General features: G+C 53.0%; 9 protein-coding genes and 1 CRISPR repeat array (1 of these 10 running past the window's edge). Of the genes, 1 reads left to right on the top strand and 8 read right to left on the bottom strand.

Annotation, left to right across the window (positions count from 1 at the left end; genetic code table 11):
- Nucleotides 1-5,055: direct repeats of the CRISPR family, unit length 30 nt; unit sequence CCGTTAATCGTACCTGTGTGGAATTGAAAT (it extends 1,097 nt beyond the left edge of the window).
- A gap of 9 nt (nt 5,056-5,064) precedes the next feature.
- Nucleotides 5,065-5,214 carry a hypothetical protein gene (locus BLX24_RS33405; RefSeq protein ID WP_218160703.1) on the top strand — a complete coding sequence of 50 codons (150 nt, stop codon included), beginning with the start codon at nt 5,065-5,067 and terminating at the stop codon, nt 5,212-5,214.
- 109 nt (nt 5,215-5,323) lie between these two features.
- Here BLX24_RS33405 and BLX24_RS16850 read toward each other — a convergent pair whose 3' ends face one another.
- From BLX24_RS16850 to BLX24_RS32185, 8 genes are all read right to left on the bottom strand, one after another.
- The gene (locus BLX24_RS16850; RefSeq protein WP_071504328.1) at nt 5,324-6,103 is read right to left on the bottom strand and encodes an SDR family NAD(P)-dependent oxidoreductase; all 780 of its coding nucleotides are present in this window, start codon (nt 6,101-6,103) and stop codon (nt 5,324-5,326) included.
- A 55-nt stretch (nt 6,104-6,158) separates the two neighbouring features.
- A complete protein-coding gene (locus tag BLX24_RS16845) occupies nt 6,159-6,794 on the bottom strand; it encodes an NUDIX hydrolase (RefSeq protein ID WP_071504327.1) in 636 nt (211 codons plus the stop codon).
- Between the two features lie 71 nt (nt 6,795-6,865).
- Nucleotides 6,866-9,178, bottom strand: a complete 2,313-nt coding sequence (locus BLX24_RS16840) for a glycoside hydrolase family 20 protein (protein ID WP_071504366.1) — start codon at nt 9,176-9,178, stop codon at nt 6,866-6,868.
- A gap of 324 nt (nt 9,179-9,502) precedes the next feature.
- Nucleotides 9,503-10,642, bottom strand: a complete 1,140-nt coding sequence (locus BLX24_RS16835) for an App1 family protein phosphatidate phosphatase (RefSeq protein ID WP_143092703.1) — start codon at nt 10,640-10,642, stop codon at nt 9,503-9,505.
- Nucleotides 10,643-10,869: 227 nt separating this feature from the next.
- The gene (locus BLX24_RS16830; RefSeq protein WP_071504326.1) at nt 10,870-13,149 is read right to left on the bottom strand and encodes an FAD-dependent oxidoreductase; all 2,280 of its coding nucleotides are present in this window, start codon (nt 13,147-13,149) and stop codon (nt 10,870-10,872) included.
- A complete protein-coding gene (locus BLX24_RS16825) occupies nt 13,124-15,220 on the bottom strand; it encodes a glycoside hydrolase family 2 protein (protein WP_071504325.1) in 2,097 nt (698 codons plus the stop codon). Before BLX24_RS16825 ends, BLX24_RS16830 begins: the two co-directional genes overlap by 26 nt.
- Before the next feature lie 29 nt (nt 15,221-15,249).
- Nucleotides 15,250-16,998 (bottom strand): sodium:solute symporter family protein, encoded by a 1,749-nt coding sequence (locus tag BLX24_RS16820; RefSeq protein WP_071504324.1) that lies wholly within the window; start codon nt 16,996-16,998, stop codon nt 15,250-15,252.
- Nucleotides 16,999-17,289: 291 nt separating this feature from the next.
- Complete coding sequence (locus BLX24_RS32185) at nt 17,290-17,478, bottom strand: hypothetical protein (protein ID WP_143092702.1); 189 nt, start codon at nt 17,476-17,478, stop codon at nt 17,290-17,292.

Here is a 17,478-nt window from a genome sequence, read left to right as displayed (position 1 = left end):
TGCACAGTCCGAACAATCCGTATCTGCCGTTAATCGTACCTGTGTGGAATTGAAATGAGAAGACCATTTCTGTATCAGCGAAGGTACAGACCCGTTAATCGTACCTGTGTGGAATTGAAATGTGCCTGAACGGGCATTCGGTCATGGCGAAGTGGTGCCGTTAATCGTACCTGTGTGGAATTGAAATGAATCTGGGTGCAGCAATTGCCGATATAGCAGTCAGCCGTTAATCGTACCTGTGTGGAATTGAAATTGGTTTCCAGATTGTCCCTGATAAAGCCGATCTCGCCGTTAATCGTACCTGTGTGGAATTGAAATACCGGAAACGGCTTTGCGCGGAACATACTGCCGTCCACCGTTAATCGTACCTGTGTGGAATTGAAATGCTTCTTCTTTTGCCCGGAGCCGCTCCTTTTCTTCCGTTAATCGTACCTGTGTGGAATTGAAATAAGCGAAAATGCGTAAAGCCCTTGGCCAGCATTTTCCGTTAATCGTACCTGTGTGGAATTGAAATCGGATAGCCCTCTCAGCTTCTTCTTTTGCCCGGAGCCCGTTAATCGTACCTGTGTGGAATTGAAATGCGTCAGGCCGCCCTTGCCGTCGGGGACCTTATAGACCGTTAATCGTACCTGTGTGGAATTGAAATGCTGGGAGGAGCAGCAGAAGGATACCGATAACGGTCCCGTTAATCGTACCTGTGTGGAATTGAAATATGTGCAGAAAAAACGGACTGTTTTCTTCCTGGCTCCGTTAATCGTACCTGTGTGGAATTGAAATCCGAGGGCGGGACGCTGGCCGTTACCCCGCCGTCCGCCGTTAATCGTACCTGTGTGGAATTGAAATACACGATGAAAGCCGGGCTGACCGGTATCCGCGGGGCCGTTAATCGTACCTGTGTGGAATTGAAATCCAGCCCCGCGGGCTGCCAGGAAATCCCGGTCGCATCCGTTAATCGTACCTGTGTGGAATTGAAATCTGCCGGGTTCATACACCCTGAGTGCAGTCGGGGACCGTTAATCGTACCTGTGTGGAATTGAAATAGGATTCGCCAGGCGACACCATACCCGAGTTGCCGACCGTTAATCGTACCTGTGTGGAATTGAAATCAACCGAGTTTAAGGTGCCCACGGCCGGATACATCGCCGTTAATCGTACCTGTGTGGAATTGAAATAAGGCAAGCTTAATGTGCACTTTCTGGAGCTTACCGCCGTTAATCGTACCTGTGTGGAATTGAAATCTGAATACGGTAATCTTCTTGTGCGCAGCCTGAATACCGTTAATCGTACCTGTGTGGAATTGAAATCCAGCGTGCCCGTCAGTTTATCCAGGGCCATAGTGCCGTTAATCGTACCTGTGTGGAATTGAAATAAGATACTTGACGATGCCCTGCTGGGTGAAACCGACCGTTAATCGTACCTGTGTGGAATTGAAATGGTTACCCGTGAGCTTGTAGCCCTCTTCGTGCAGTACCGTTAATCGTACCTGTGTGGAATTGAAATGCTGTTTGCCGGCGGGGGTACAAAGAATAAGCCGGACCGTTAATCGTACCTGTGTGGAATTGAAATCAACCGAGTTTAAGGTGCCCACGGCCGGATACATCGCCGTTAATCGTACCTGTGTGGAATTGAAATAAGGCAAGCTTAATGTGCACTTTCTGGAGCGTACCGCCGTTAATCGTACCTGTGTGGAATTGAAATCTGAATACGGTAATCTTCTTGTGCGCAGCCTGAATACCGTTAATCGTACCTGTGTGGAATTGAAATACGCTCAGCCACAAAAGCAACAGGCCTACTACATTGACCGTTAATCGTACCTGTGTGGAATTGAAATCCAGCGTGCCCGTCAGTTTATCCAGGGCCATAGTGCCGTTAATCGTACCTGTGTGGAATTGAAATAAGATACTTGACGATGCCCTGCTGGGTGAAACCGACCGTTAATCGTACCTGTGTGGAATTGAAATGGTTACCCGTGAGCTTGTAGCCCTCTTCGTGCAGTACCGTTAATCGTACCTGTGTGGAATTGAAATGCTGTTTGCCGGCGGGGGTACAAAGAATAAGCCGGACCGTTAATCGTACCTGTGTGGAATTGAAATATCGGGAAGCTGCTTACTTCGTACACGTATTTGACCGTTAATCGTACCTGTGTGGAATTGAAATGCTGTTTGCCGGCGGGGGTACAAAGAATAAGCCGGACCGTTAATCGTACCTGTGTGGAATTGAAATATCGGGAAGCTGCTTACTTCGTACACGTATTTGACCGTTAATCGTACCTGTGTGGAATTGAAATAGATTACAGACGAAGACAACAGCGTCAATACACTGCCGTTAATCGTACCTGTGTGGAATTGAAATCGGTTATTGCCAGTGAGATACACTCAATTATTAATCCGTTAATCGTACCTGTGTGGAATTGAAATCTCCGGTTGCCGTTACCAGCGCCGAGAGAATACCCGCCCGTTAATCGTACCTGTGTGGAATTGAAATTCCAGAAACTCCACAAACCGCTTTGTGATCGCTTGCCGTTAATCGTACCTGTGTGGAATTGAAATCTGAATTGACGGCCTTGGCAGGAGAGATTAACGGGTCCGTTAATCGTACCTGTGTGGAATTGAAATTGGTACCGGATCCGGATGCTTTCGGATAGTTACCGACCGTTAATCGTACCTGTGTGGAATTGAAATAGTATCTTAAAGAGGGCGATGATGATAATTCTCCGCCGTTAATCGTACCTGTGTGGAATTGAAATCAGACTACACGCTATCAACCTAAAAAACCTGCTTTCCGTTAATCGTACCTGTGTGGAATTGAAATACTGAATACTGAAATTGCCTGCATCGCGGCTTATTACCGTTAATCGTACCTGTGTGGAATTGAAATATCAAACGGCGCGTTAGCTCGCCTGCATGCTCCAGCCCGTTAATCGTACCTGTGTGGAATTGAAATGCGTTCGTGTTGCTGGCTGTTGCTCCGCCCGCATCCGTTAATCGTACCTGTGTGGAATTGAAATCGATCAGCTGTGCGTACAGGTAGAACAGGTTCGCCAGCCGTTAATCGTACCTGTGTGGAATTGAAATACCGAAAAAGGGTTGAAGTAATTAAACTGCGTCTTCCGTTAATCGTACCTGTGTGGAATTGAAATAAAAAAGGGCGAGGTTATTGTGTACCGGAATGCCGACCGTTAATCGTACCTGTGTGGAATTGAAATATGGCCATCCGCTGGATTTGCTTTTCGAGCTTAAGGCCGTTAATCGTACCTGTGTGGAATTGAAATACTTAGAGAAATGCACAAAATCAGCCAAGACCGGATCCGTTAATCGTACCTGTGTGGAATTGAAATAATGTTTTATACATTAATGAAGCTAATAAAGGATTACCGTTAATCGTACCTGTGTGGAATTGAAATTTCTGAACCATCAGGCCAGCTACCTGATAAAGCGTACCGTTAATCGTACCTGTGTGGAATTGAAATGCGCTTACACCCGCATAAGCTACGGCATACATTCGCTACCGTTAATCGTACCTGTGTGGAATTGAAATTAGTAGTAAGTAGTTGAGCCCCGATTACGCGGGGCAGCCGTTAATCGTACCTGTGTGGAATTGAAATATGACAAAACCAACTGTTCCAACTGTATTTATTGCCACCGTTAATCGTACCTGTGTGGAATTGAAATAATCTAATTAACTTTTATACAAAACCCTTCGGGTCCGTTAATCGTACCTGTGTGGAATTGAAATTCGACTATGCCGACCTGGAAGACGTCTATAACACACCGTTAATCGTACCTGTGTGGAATTGAAATTCATCGTGGCGAATCTGATATTTGCCTATACGAACGCCGTTAATCGTACCTGTGTGGAATTGAAATATCCACCAGCAGACAGTGTCCTCTGTTCCCTCAGTGCCGTTAATCGTACCTGTGTGGAATTGAAATTTCTGAAAAAGTGATTAATAGCCGGAAAGCTGAAATCCGTTAATCGTACCTGTGTGGAATTGAAATTACGGTGAAGGTTCCCGACCGGCTGAAGGGTCACGATGCCGTTAATCGTACCTGTGTGGAATTGAAATGTACTACCGCGACCATATCGGGCACACTTACAGCCTCCGTTAATCGTACCTGTGTGGAATTGAAATCTCCAGACCCCGCAACCGGCAGCGGAAGCGCCGTTCCGTTAATCGTACCTGTGTGGAATTGAAATGCAGCGCCGTGTTTACCGTACCGGCAGGCTACAGGGCCGTTAATCGTACCTGTGTGGAATTGAAATATGTTGAGCTTACGCACTGCCGTGCGGGCTTTTGCCCCCGTTAATCGTACCTGTGTGGAATTGAAATCGGCTAACATCCTGAATATGGGCGTTAAGCAGTGGTCCGTTAATCGTACCTGTGTGGAATTGAAATACGCCCCGAGCTTCCAGAAAGTAATCTGCGGACTCCACCGTTAATCGTACCTGTGTGGAATTGAAATGAATATTGATCCCTGCGCCGATCCGACCGGGTAGTCCCGTTAATCGTACCTGTGTGGAATTGAAATAAAGTTGACAGCATTAAGCGTTTGCGGGGACCAGTGCCGTTAATCGTACCTGTGTGGAATTGAAATAAGTGTCCGGTGTCGAAAAAGTGCCGACCGATGCCGCCGTTAATCGTACCTGTGTGGAATTGAAATCGCCGGAGGCGGACATCGTCAGTCCCGGCGGCAGGTCCGTTAATCGTACCTGTGTGGAATTGAAATGGCTGAGGGTGAAGTAATCGAATATGCGCTGTTTGAACCGTTAATCGTACCTGTGTGGAATTGAAATCCCCGCAGCTGCGCGGAGCGAGCACGCGCGCGAACCCGTTAATCGTACCTGTGTGGAATTGAAATTTTTGTATTTACGTTTTAAGGTGAAAAATTTACGTCCGTTAATCGTACCTGTGTGGAATTGAAATTACGTTTGCCACTAATTTACGTTCAGCAGGTGCAAACCGTTAATCGTACCTGTGTGGAATTGAAATGAAGCAACCCAAGCCCAAAGGCCCAAAACATCATTCCGTTAATCGTACCTGTGTGGAATTGAAATTTTACCGACTTGCGGAGTCAGAAAGGAGGCATCGTTTTTCAGCGTTTCGAACCGGTACCCGTCCGTACTGTACGCCAGATGCAGGCCGTCTTCGCCGTTGCCTTTGAAGTAGGTAAAGACATAATAGGTATCGTTTTTCTGCCCGAAGGCATAGCCTGAAAAGAGCAGCAGGGATAGGAAGAAATGAATTGCTTTCATGCCCCAAAGAACGCAGATTGCCGTTGAATTCCCTTGCACAGGCAAATTGATGCCCGATATTGGTTATTATTTACTCAACAGGGGGAGGGCTTACACTGGTCCAGCCACCATCGACTACCAGACTTTGCCCGGTAATGTGTCGGGACGCCGGTGATACCAGAAACAGGGCCGCATTGGTAATGTCGTCGACAGTTGCCGGCCGGCCCATGGGCGTGATCCGCGACCAGATCGGAATATAGGTCGGGTCGTTGAGGGTACGTTCGGTCTGGGTCGCCCCCGGCGCCACGGCGTTGATCGTGATCCCCAGCGGCGACAGGTCCAGCACCAGGTTTTTGGCCAGCATTTCGAGGGCAGCCTTGGTCATGCTGTAGGCGGCCAGCCCGGGGTGGGCCTGATGCCCGACCACCGACGACATCAGCAGAATACTGCCGCCCTGGCCATGGGCACGCATTTGCCGGACCGAGGCCTGTGTCAGGAAAAAGCTGCCCCGCAGGTTCAGGTCCAGTACTTTTTGCAGGTGTTCGGGTGAATAGTCCAGAAAATCGCCGAAAATCGTAATGCCGGCGTTGGCAATCGTAATGGTCAGTTTGCCGAACGCCTCGACGGCCTTATCAACCAGCTGCTGAATAAAAACCACATCCGATGCGTCGCCCGAAACGGGCAGGCAACGGTTCGGGCCGAGTCCGGCAACTTCTGCCTGGATGCGGTCGGCGGCCTGTTGGGTGAGTTCTGCGTCAAGGTCGTTCAGCACAACGGTGGCTCCGGCTTTCGCCAGGGCGCGGGCAATTGCAAAACCGATTCCCTGGCCCGCACCGGTAACAATAGCTGTCTGGTCGTGAAAATGATTCATGGTAATAATAGTAGAGATACAAAATGTTGCGTCTCAGGCTCTTAGCAATGACTGGTTATTCCGTTTCGGCAATAATCGTCAGGAGTTCGGCAATCATCATGGCCGTAGCGCCCCAAACCCGGTGATTTTCGATCTGGTAGAAGGGGGCGTCAATGGTGATGCCGCGCACGTCGATCTGCGTGTCACCAACGATGGTTTCATCCAGAAGTACTTCGAGCGGCACTTCTACTACTTCCTCAACCTCGCGCGGATCGGGGTAAAAGTCGGGAGCATGGGGCATGGTGCCGATAACGGGCAGCACGTAGAAATTACTGGGCGGGATAAAAATCTCGGTGAGATGGCCCAGCACCTGCACATCGTTGACCCGGATACCGATTTCTTCCTGAGCTTCGCGCAGGGCCGTACGGATGAGGTTTTCATCGGTGCGTTCCATGCGGCCACCCGGAAATGCCATCTGACCGGCATGCACACCATCGTATTGCGGGCGGAGAATCAGCGGCAGGTAAATCGAACCGTGGTAGGGGTAAAACAGAATCAGTACGGCACTGCGACGGGTGCGTTCGTTAGGCTTTGCCGAAAGCCGCAACCGCGACGAAGAGGCCATCTTGCGATGGGCTTCTTCGCCGGGAAGGGGCTTTTGCAACCTTTTTTGAAGGGCATCTATAAAGGAGTGGTAATTCGTCGCAGGCATTCTGTATGTTAAGGCATCATTATTTTTCAAATGTAAGGATAAAAAATACAGAACCCGCGCTTAACACGGGGTTAATCGACAACTACCTCGTCAATGGCAATGGTCGTAGGGCGGCCGGCATATGGATGGCCTTGCGGGGTCGGACCAGGGTTTTTCGCTTTCACCCGGATGTAACGGGCCCGCGCTGTTTTGAAGTCAGCCACGACCGGCAGAATTTCCCATGAGCCTTCTACGCTATACTTAACGGGCTGCGCAATCGCGTCTTTAAAATCATTGCCGTCGCGCGACAGGGAAATTTCAACCGAGCCCGGCGGCAGGATCGAGTTCATCGTTTTCTTCAGGAAATTGGCCGAAACCTTCGTGACTGGCCGCACCTCGCCGAGGTCGATGGTCAGTTCGAGGTCTTTACCGTTTACCCGTACCCATTCCGCATCATTCCGCGGACTTTGTGCTACCTGCCCGTCGGTCAGCCGTTTGTGGTCGGGATCGGCTTTGTCGAGCGAGGCGTCGCTGAACGTATACGGCTTGCCTTTCGCGCGGTGGATAAAGAAAGTCTCTTCAAATGTAGCCCCTGCGGTGGTGATGGCCTTAATGGTCGTCGTGTTTTTCAGCGTAATCGGCGTGAAATACTCCGTCGAAGATGGATTCGGCTCCTTGCCGTTGAGGGTATAATAAATCTTACTGTCAGAATCTATCTTATCCAGTTTTACCTGTAACTGGCCTTCGTTATTGAACTGGGTTGTTGCCCGCACGTCCAGGAAGCGTTTTGAGTAATTCACGTCTTTGTAATCAAGGCGTTTCAGGTGTTCTTTGAGGCGAACGGCAAAGTCTTCGAAGTTACGCGGCCCCTGTGGAATCCAGCCCAGCTCGGCCACGGCGATGGCGCGCGGATAGGTCATGTATTCGGCCTGTGCCGGTGTCGGGATATATTCGGTCCAGACGTTGGCCTGCACCCCCTGAATGTATTTCTGTTCGTCCGGAGACAGTTCAGACGGCGTCGGTTCGTAGCTGTACACCTTTTCCAGCGGCAGATAGCCGCCAATGGCGAGGGGCTCTTTGGCCGGATTGCCCTGGTAGTAATCCAGGTACACATAGGTGTTCGGCGTCATGATCACATTATGCTTTTGCTTTGCCGCTTCGATACCGCCCTGTGTGCCGCGCCAGCTCATTACCGTTGCGTTCGGAGCCAGTCCGCCTTCCAGAATCTCGTCCCAGCCGATAATGGCGCGGCCTTTGCTGTTCAGGAATTTTTCGATCCGGCGGATAAAGTAGCTCTGCAACTCGTGCTCATCTTTCAGCTTCAGTTTCTTAATCAGATCCTGGCAGAAAGCGCTGTTTTTCCAGGCAGTTTTCGGGCACTCGTCGCCGCCGATGTGAATGTATTTACCCGGAAAAAGGGCCATCACCTCCGTCAGTACATCCTGCAAAAAGGTAAATGTCTTTTCCGACGGGCAGAACACATCTTCCTTTACGCCCCAGGTGGTTGCCACGGCGTGCGGGGCGTCCGGCGTGCACGATAGTTCTGGATAGGCCGCAATGGCAGCCATGGCGTGGCCCGGCATTTCAATTTCCGGAATGATGGTGATATGGCGGGCGGCCGCGTATTTCACCACGTCTTTGATCTCGGCCTGCGTATAGAACCCACCGTATTCCTTCCCGTCGAACTGCTGCGGGTAATTCTGATTGTTATGACCGGCAACGGTTTCTTTCCGTTTTGAGCCGATCTGAGTCAGTTTCGGGTATTTTTTGATTTCGATCCGCCAGCCCTGATCTTCGGTCAGGTGCCAGTGAAAGGTGTTCATTTTGTGGAGCGCCATCAGGTCGATGTAGCGTTTGATAAACGCCGTTGGCATGAAGTAGCGGCCTACGTCGAGCATCAGCCCGCGATAGCCGTAGCGCGGCCGGTCCAGAATGTCGCAGGCCGGCATCGACCACGACACATTGTCGACCTTTTTCGGGCTGAATACTTCCGTCGGGAGCAGTTGTAACAACGTTTGGGCTGCATAGAAATAGCCTTTCGGGGTTTCGGCTTCAACCGTCACGCGGTCGGGCGTTACTTTCAGGATATAACCTTCCGGTCCGCATTTGCCGGCCTTGTGCGCCTGAAAAAAGATATTTTTCCCTTTTGCTACTGTCGGCGAGGCAGGGGCCACGGCGACCGGTAACCCGCTGGCGGTTTTGAGCTGACCCGCCAGCAGCTGAGCGGCGGCCAGCTGACCGGCATCTTTCGGGGAAGTCACAAGGCGGGTAGCCGCCGATACCGTAAACCGGCCATCAGTGCCATTGAAGCGCGCCGGAAACGGAATGAGGTTGTACGTGTTTTCCTGCGCCAACGAAGCCGTCGTGACAAACAGGAAGAGGAAGAGATAACAAAAACGATGCATGTAAACAGAAAAAATGGATTTCCGGAAAAACTGTAGGGGCGACCCCACGTGGTCGCCCAGAATCAGGCGTCTGCGTTGCATATCCCACGTGGTCAGCCAGTGCAGGGCGACCACGTGGGGTCGCCCGTACGTTGATTCAGGCAAAACGTGGGTCAGCCAGCGCATTGATTCAGGCAAAACGTGGTCGCCCAAAAACAGGCACCTGCGTTGAATCCCCCGTGTGAATGCACAGGGCGGTTAACGTGGGGCGACCACATGGGGTCGCCCGTACATTGCTTTAGGCAAATGTAATGAAATGGTGTAGAGACGCAACATCTTGCGGCTCTACACCATTTCCCCCGTCTTATCAGCCCGCCGGTCGGCGCGGATTTCGGGAAGGGTATCGGGATCGATCAGGCCGCTGGCCGCGGCGTGTTCAGCGGCGGCTAGGGTATCAGGTACCAATAGCATCGGCACGTTGAACGTCGCGGCAGTCTGGATCAGTTCGCGGACGGATTCATCGCGCCGGTCTTCCGACACGTCGCGGATGTAAATAGCCAGGATACGGCCCGGATTCTCACGGAGAACCTGCGCATAAATTTCCGGATCGTGCTGGCCGCTGTCGCCGAGGAGCACAAACGGCAGCTGCGGGTTTACGTCCAGCACCTTCCGGATCATACCCAGTTTATGCTCAAAATGTGAACTTTTGATAAACTGCGTTGGCGTAAGGCCAATATCACGGAGCAGAATGGGCCCTTTGGGGACGCCCTGAATCCGGAAAAAATCGACCAGCAGATCGTACAGATTCCACGGGCTGCTTGATACAAAATAGATCGGGTTGAACAACGTGGTGACGGGGCCGCTTTGCAGCGCACGGTAAAACGCCGCAACGCCCGCAAACGGCAGCCGCGTGTAGGCGTTGCCCAGAAACGTTAGCCGTGCCGACTGGAGCAGGCTCGTGGCATCGGTTTGCAGCACGGTATCGTCGATGTCGGAGATGACCCCGAACTGGCTGAACGGCGGCGAGATCATCAGGTGCCCGTTTTTCTCAACCGGTTCGCCGGTGCCGGGCTGGGTGATGCCGTCGAGGCTATACCGGATCGGGAACCACACGCGCCCCAGCGGGAGGTCGTTGGGCGGGTTGATCGTAAACTCAAAATAACCTTCTTCGTCAGAAACCGTCGTGTGGCTTTGCCCGAAGGCTTCGATCCGGACGGTTACCCGCGGGACTTCGTCGCTCTCGAAACGCTGGTAGGTAGCCAGGAGATTGTGCCAGAAGGTGTCCCGGTCGCTGGGGGTCGGCAGGTCTCGCTGCCGCAGAACCCGCCCTTTAACCCAGACTGCCGACGGACTGCCAAAGCCACGGTAATAGATAATCTGGTACGGTTTACCGGCGTCGAGACGGCTGAACAGCCGCTCTTTCAACCGGTCAAACTTATCTTCGGCAACAACGGCCGCACTCAATAATCGTTCTTTCAGGGTCATGATGTTTTTTGTAAATGCACTGGTTGAACAGGGTGCATGAGCGTTTTTGTGATAATAAACGCAAAAAACATCGTTACCGTTAAAAATTATACGTAATGCATATGTGACGTACAAACGTGGTGTTTCATGAATTTACCACATAGCCTCATCCGAAAACAAAGTAATAAAACGAAGTGCCTGATAGTATGTAGCTTATGTTTTCTGATGTAGCTATGTGGTAAATGAAATCAGTCGGCGTAACAGCGTACCTCCATGAGGGCGGCAGGGACTGTAGGGCCGGGGTGTTTAAGGTGAATGGTCAGGCTTTGGGTATCGACCGGCTCGGCAAACGTAATGGTATTCTGTGACAGGTGATTGGCCCGCTCATGATGCACCCGCTCCCGCCGGTCGTTGCACAGGATATACTCCGCCACGCAGAACGGCGAAACGGTTTCCGGATGTGTCATCAGTACCGTTTCCAGCGGATGATCAAAGTCTGAGTCGAAGCTCAGTACTACCCGTTTAATGGTTTGCACCGACGGCCACGATAGGGTCACCGACGGATCACTGTCGTCGAGGCGGGCAACAAACCCGTTAGGCTGGTTTACGGGGCGCTGAAGACCATTGGTCAGATTGGCGGCCCCGAAAACCGGAATGCCCCGGTTAAGGCGGAACGCCAGATTATGGCCTTTAGGGCGTCGCTCGGGTGTCCAGAATTCAAACGCCTCAACCCCAATGTCTTCCGTGGGCTCCTGCTTGCCATAATTCGAGACGGCAGCATTTACTTTATTGAACACCGACAGCAAACCCGTCACACGGACGGCACTATACTGGAGCCGGATATGCTCGTTTTTCATCAGCAGCACAAACGCGTAACAAGCTTCGGGTACCTCTGCCGTAAACGACAGAACCAGTTCCTCTTGCCCCTTCCGGACCGGCAACGTCAGCGTCTGGAGCGTTACGTCGGGGGTATGGTTGTCGGCTTTGCTGCTGCGGCGCAGGTCTACGGTCAGCATGGTATCCTGATCGGCGGTAACGTAAACAGTCATCGCCGGAACGGTGCCCGCCGGTAGCGGCACCATTTGCCCCGCCGACGAGGTGAGCGGTAGCAGCGGCCCGTTTGGCGGCAGTTCGGTTAATATATATTCGGAAGAAGCCGAGAGGGTGGCCTGCCGGGCAAGGTCCCGATCGTCGGCCAGACGAAGCCCCGGAATGTGTTGCCCTGCCTTTAATAATTCGGTTTGTAAGTCCTGAACCGGGAGTTGCCGTGGCAACACACCCTGTTTGGTGCAGAGGGCGGCGGCCATGCCAACGGCCTGTGCTCCGTGTGCGCTCGTGCCCATCACCCGCGACGACGCAAAGGCGACGTGCGTTGTACTGATGATGCGCCCTGCCAGCAGCAGGTTACTGACATTACGGCTATAAAAACAGCGGTACGGAATCTGATATACGCCTTTGCTGTGCCACTGGTTGCAGCCCGGCTTTTCGCTGAACACACCGTCGGCCGGATGCAGGTCAATCGACCAGCCGCCGAAAGCCACGGCGTCGGGGTGCTGCCGCTGCTCGACTACGTCCTGTTGGGTCAGGATGTAGTCGCCCTCAAACCGGCGGCTTTCGCGTTTGCCCGGAATCTGTCCGACCCATTCGAGCGTCATGGTCTCCGCTTCCGGAAACTGCCCTGAGTTTTTGATGTGGTTCCAGACGCCATAAATCACTTTCCAGAGTTCCCATTTGATGGTTTCGGTGTCGTGAACAGTATCGAGCCGGCCGCCGTATTCAATCCACCACAGCTGGCAACCATGCTCTTTGGCATTGAAACGCCGGTAGCGCGGGATTTTGGTGATGTCGTCCAGGGCATAGGCCGGCGGCACAAACCGGACCGGCTTGCCGGTGTCTTTGGTATAGAAGTAAAGTGAGTGGCCGAGGAGTTCGCCGTAGTCGGCCGAGGGAGCAAATTTTTCGCCGAACTCGTCCTTTGATTCGGCCCCCATCCGGAAGGCGGCCCCTGCCTGAAACGCCACGATACCGTCTCCCGAGGCATCGCAGAACAGCGGCGCCGTCAGTTCGTAGGCGGTGCTGTTCTGCGAGCAGAACGCCCGCACCGATTTGATTTTGTCCGTTGCGTCGCCCGTCCCTTTCTCAACGTCGAGAACGGCCGTATTCAGCAGCAGGGTGATATTGGGTTCCTGCATGGTTTTTTCCAGCAGAATGGTATCATAAATCAACGGATTCCCTTCCGGATTGCGGTACAGGTTTTCGAGCAGGATCTCGTCAACGACGCCCCCTTCACGCGCCCAGCGGTTGTTGTTGCCCATGTGGGAGGTGGCACCCAGTACCCAGAGCCGGACTTCGCTCGATGAGTTTCCGCCCAGTACCGGCCGGTCTTGTACCAGTACCACGCGGGTGCCTGCCCGTGCGGCTGTGATGGCGCAGCATACGCCGGATAGTCCTCCGCCAATTACGATCAAATCGCCCTCGTACCGGACTGTCTTCAGGCTGCGCTTATCGGTTGCTTGTTCGCGTATCATTCGTTAAATCAACTTGTTGTGACAGGATGTGGAAGCCTGTCGGTTTGCTAATGTCAATGGTCAGCGTTTTGTCAAAGCCCTGCACCGGAATGGTGAGGTCTGTACTTTGGCCGGGCTGCAGGTCAGGGATAAGGAAGTCTCCGGTCATAGATTTCCGGGTCGGCGATGCCGTCTGTAAGTCAGCCGGTTGCCCGGTTCGGAGCCGGTAGCCTTTGAGGGCATAGGCCGGAAAATCGTTACGGGCTGTAATGCGCACGGTCAGTTTATGAACACCTTCCGGGCCTTGTTCAAACCGTAGTTTTTCGACCGTCAGCGGTGCCATACCGGTCTGATGCGCCTTATACAGCGGCCGCAGTTCACGCTCCGGCCCGACCAGTCCCCACGGCCGGTAGCCGTTCGGATTGGTGCCGTGGTGGCGGCTCTGGTAATCATTGAACGACCACCACGATGCCCCGATCACATACGGCAGCTGGCGGACATCCGACAGAAATTTGTCGAGATGGGTCACCTGCCCTGCTTCGCCGTTAGGTCCGTCGGCGCGGGTGCCGTATTCGCTGATGAAAATCGGTTTGTCGGGATACAGCGAGTGGATGTGTTTCAGGATGTTCAGGTGATTGCCGTAGGTGTTGGTCGATACAAAGTCACAGTATTGACTAGCTTCGTCTTCCGGTTTTTTGGGCAGAATATTCAGCCGCATCGACGCGAACGTATAGAGCCGTGTCGGGTCGAGTTCGCGGGCAAAGGCGATCATATCTTTGGTCCAGCGCTGCCCTGCCGGTTGTTCCGACAGATACTCATTACCCACGCTGTAGGCAATCACACAGGGATGGTTCCAGTCGCGTTCGGCCATCTCGCGGAACTGCTGCCGGAATTTGGCGCGGATGGTGTCGCTATCCATCTGCCGGGGTGTCAGCTGCCAGTTGCCGGCTTCGGTAATAATCAGCATGCCGTTTTCGTCGGCCCAGTCGTAGATACTTTCCGACGGGGTGTAATGGGTCAGGCGGTGAAGTTCCATCCCGGCTTCCTTCATCAGCCGGAAGTCTTTTTCAACGAGCCATTCCGGTTCGAGGGAGCCAAGGCCCGGATAGTCGACCACGCGGTTACCGCCTGCCGCCTTGATGGGCTGTCCGTTGAGCAGCAACTGAACGCCTTTTACCTCCACCTTGCGGATTCCAAACCGTGTCCGGAGCGTGTCGCCGGTGATGGTCGCGGTGAGGTTGTAGAGGTTAGGCGTATCGAGTCCCCAGAGCTTCACATCAGCGGCTTTGAGGCTGGCCTCTGCGTCGATGAGCGCGGTTTGACCGGCGGGGACCGAGACCACGGGTGTTTTCCAGACAGCGGCCACCGGCTGACCTTGCCGCGCCAGATTAATGGTGAGCTTCGGCGAAACGGGCTGGCCTGAGGCATTGCGGATGCGTGCCCGCAGGCGCACCGTAGCCGTACCTTTCGCCAGATCCGGCAGGGTTTCCACTTTCAGGTTTTCGAGGTAGGTCTCCGCTTCGGTAGTCAGATAGACCGGCCGGATAAGTCCGCCATAATTGATCCAGCCCATGAACGGGTCATTGACCTGGTTGTTATCTTTTGCACCGGGAATAGAGCCCGGCTTCCAGGTATTGTTATCGACCGAAACAACGAGCAGGTTCTCTCCGGCTTTCAGCTGACTGGTAATGTCGACATGGAACGGCGTATAGCCCCCCTCGTGCGTACCGATCTTCTGGTTGTTGAGGTAAATCGTGGTGGCATAAAACGAGGCGTCGAAATGGAGCAGCACCCGTTTGCCGGCCGTCGGTTGCCACGGGAATGTGCGCCGGTACCAGACCTTGCCGGTGTAGAACTGATACCGCCGGTCTACCGAGAAGCAATGGGGTACCGTAACCTTATCCCAGCGGTTGGTGGGCTGGTTATCGGCGAACCAGTTCCCCGCCTCCCCCATGTTGGCGGGATCGAGGGCAAAGAGCCATTCGCCATGGAGCGGAACCGCATTCGGTTGCCGGATGGCGTACTGCGCGTAGAGGGGATACACCAGGGTGCACAGCAGGAAGGCGAAAGTTAATTTACGGAATAAATGCATACAGATGTTAATCGGATACCAGCTACGGTTTAACGGGAATAGGTTGAGTCTGAAGGATTAGATACAGTATTCGGGGTAACAGCTGGCTGATGGTCCGCTTTGCCCGCTGCCCGCCACGGAATCAGGGCGGCAATAAGCACGACCACGGCAATACCGGCTGTGATACCGGCTCCCTGCGTGGTCAGAAAGCTGAGGCCGAACAGCATCAGGGCTGTAAAAACCAGCGACCCGGCAATGACACGCAGTCCGAACCGGTTTTGTGCTTTAATCGCCTGTGCTTCCTCCACATCCTCCGTTTGACGGGCCTGTGCTTCGGCTCTTTTTTGCTCACGGGCCATGCGGTAGCGCAGGTATTCGCGGGCTACTTCCTTGCGTTGGGCGGCCCATAGTTCATAGGCCAGCAGTAGTAGCAGTGGTAATCCGACACCGATTACGGTTTCTGTGGCACGGCTGAGCTTATAGTCCAGCAACCAGGGCGACAGGACCTTAAAAAACAGATTAACCGTCAGGCCAATGCCCGTAATCCAGAGTGTGACGCCGCTGGTCAGGCGTTTAGAGAATAACGCCCAAAGGGGAGGGGCCAGCAGCGGACCGCCCGAAATGGCAGAGATGCTGAGGACTACTTCCACGATACCACCGGCGGCCGGCACCAGCAGCGCAATCACAATCATCCCCAACCCGAAAAACCACGACGAGCCGCGCGCGACCCGGATCAGCTGTTTGTCTGACGCACCGGGATTAATCAGCCCTTTGTAAATGTCGTTGGTGAATACCGCCGAAACCACGTTCAGGGCGGTATTGGCACTGGCAGAGGTCGAGAAATACATGCCGGTCAGCATCAGCCCGAGCAAGCCCGGCGGCAGGACCAGCTGGCAGATTTTCAGGTAAGCGTTTTCGGTGTCAAGGCCGGTCAGTGACGGATCAATGGCTTTGTAGATCATCGGCGGCAGCATCCAGATGATCGGGCTGATCAGGTAGAGGGCGGCAAACAGGAAGGCGACTTTCCGCGCCGATTTCGGACTGTCGACACTGGTATACCGCTGTACAAACGTCCAGTTGCCCCCGATATAAGCAATGTGGTAGAAAATGAATGCCATCACAAACCCGAAGGTGTAATCGCCGTTGAGCAGGTTGAAAAAGTCGTCGGGGACTTTCTGCGTAAATGCATCGAAGCCGCCGACTTTATCGAACGACAGCGGCAGCAGGATAAACACGGCCGCCGATAGTACCACAAATTGCAGAATATCCGTCACCATCACCGCCCAGAGTCCGCCAACAGCCGTGTAAGCAATCATAAAGATGCCCAGTCCGATGGTACAGGGAACCAGCGGCAGGTTGAGCGATGAACTCACCAGTTTGGCCACCGGATACAGCACCGACCCTTTGATAAACACACTGACGAGGGTAAAGATGAAAATGTAGGCTTTCTGGACGGTGGTGCCCAGCCGTTCGCGGATAAATTCAGCGGCGGTCAGCACACCGGTCCGGTTCCAGCGGGGGGCCAGAAAAAGGCCGGTCACCAGCGCACCGATACACATCGTCCACTGAATGGTGATGGCCACCCAGCCGTGTTTATAGGCAATGCTGCCCCAGGCCACGAACGTGCCCGCCGAGAAAAAGCTCATGAACAGCGAAAGCCCGCCGATAAACCAGGGCACAGCCTCGCCACCGGCAAAAAACGACTTCAGATTGCGTCCCGTCCGGGCAAATAACATCCCGATTCCCAGCACAAAAGCCGAGAAAATGACGATGACGGCGGTATCAATGGATGTATTCAAGATTGTTTATGTTTGCGTTTAACTAAACTGTAACTGTGCATTATCCGGGCTATACTTTTTCCCAAAGTGAAAACCCCGCTGAATGAGTGGGCCTTCTAAAATAGTTTAGGGTATGTTTTGTCATGCTGACGAAGGAAGCATCTTCTGGAATGGCTGGCTAAGAGATGCTTCCTTCGTCAGCATGACAAAACAACTTTCGCAATAATCTCAACTATTTTAGGTCGAGTAATTAGCTGTTTATTATCGCAGGATCATCCTTATATGGTTGATACAGAAAAAACAATAGTTACGTCAACCGGTTATTTCACCAATGGAAACAAAAGAATCAGCTTCCGCTACACAGACAAAGCTTTCTGTCCCAAGAATCTGGAAAGACGGCAAGCCGCTTTTCGCCGAAAAGATTGCCCGTGCCAATGCTGCCTTTGCTAAGGCGGGGATACCTAAGTTTCCCAAAGAAGGATAAGCAAAAAGGTCGTTCAT

It is taken from the genome of Arsenicibacter rosenii (assembly GCF_001870735.1).
GTDB lineage: Bacteria > Bacteroidota > Bacteroidia > Cytophagales > Spirosomataceae > Arsenicibacter > Arsenicibacter rosenii.
The sequence above is the reverse complement of the archived record's forward strand: the minus strand, read 5'-3'. Positions and strand labels throughout refer to the sequence as shown.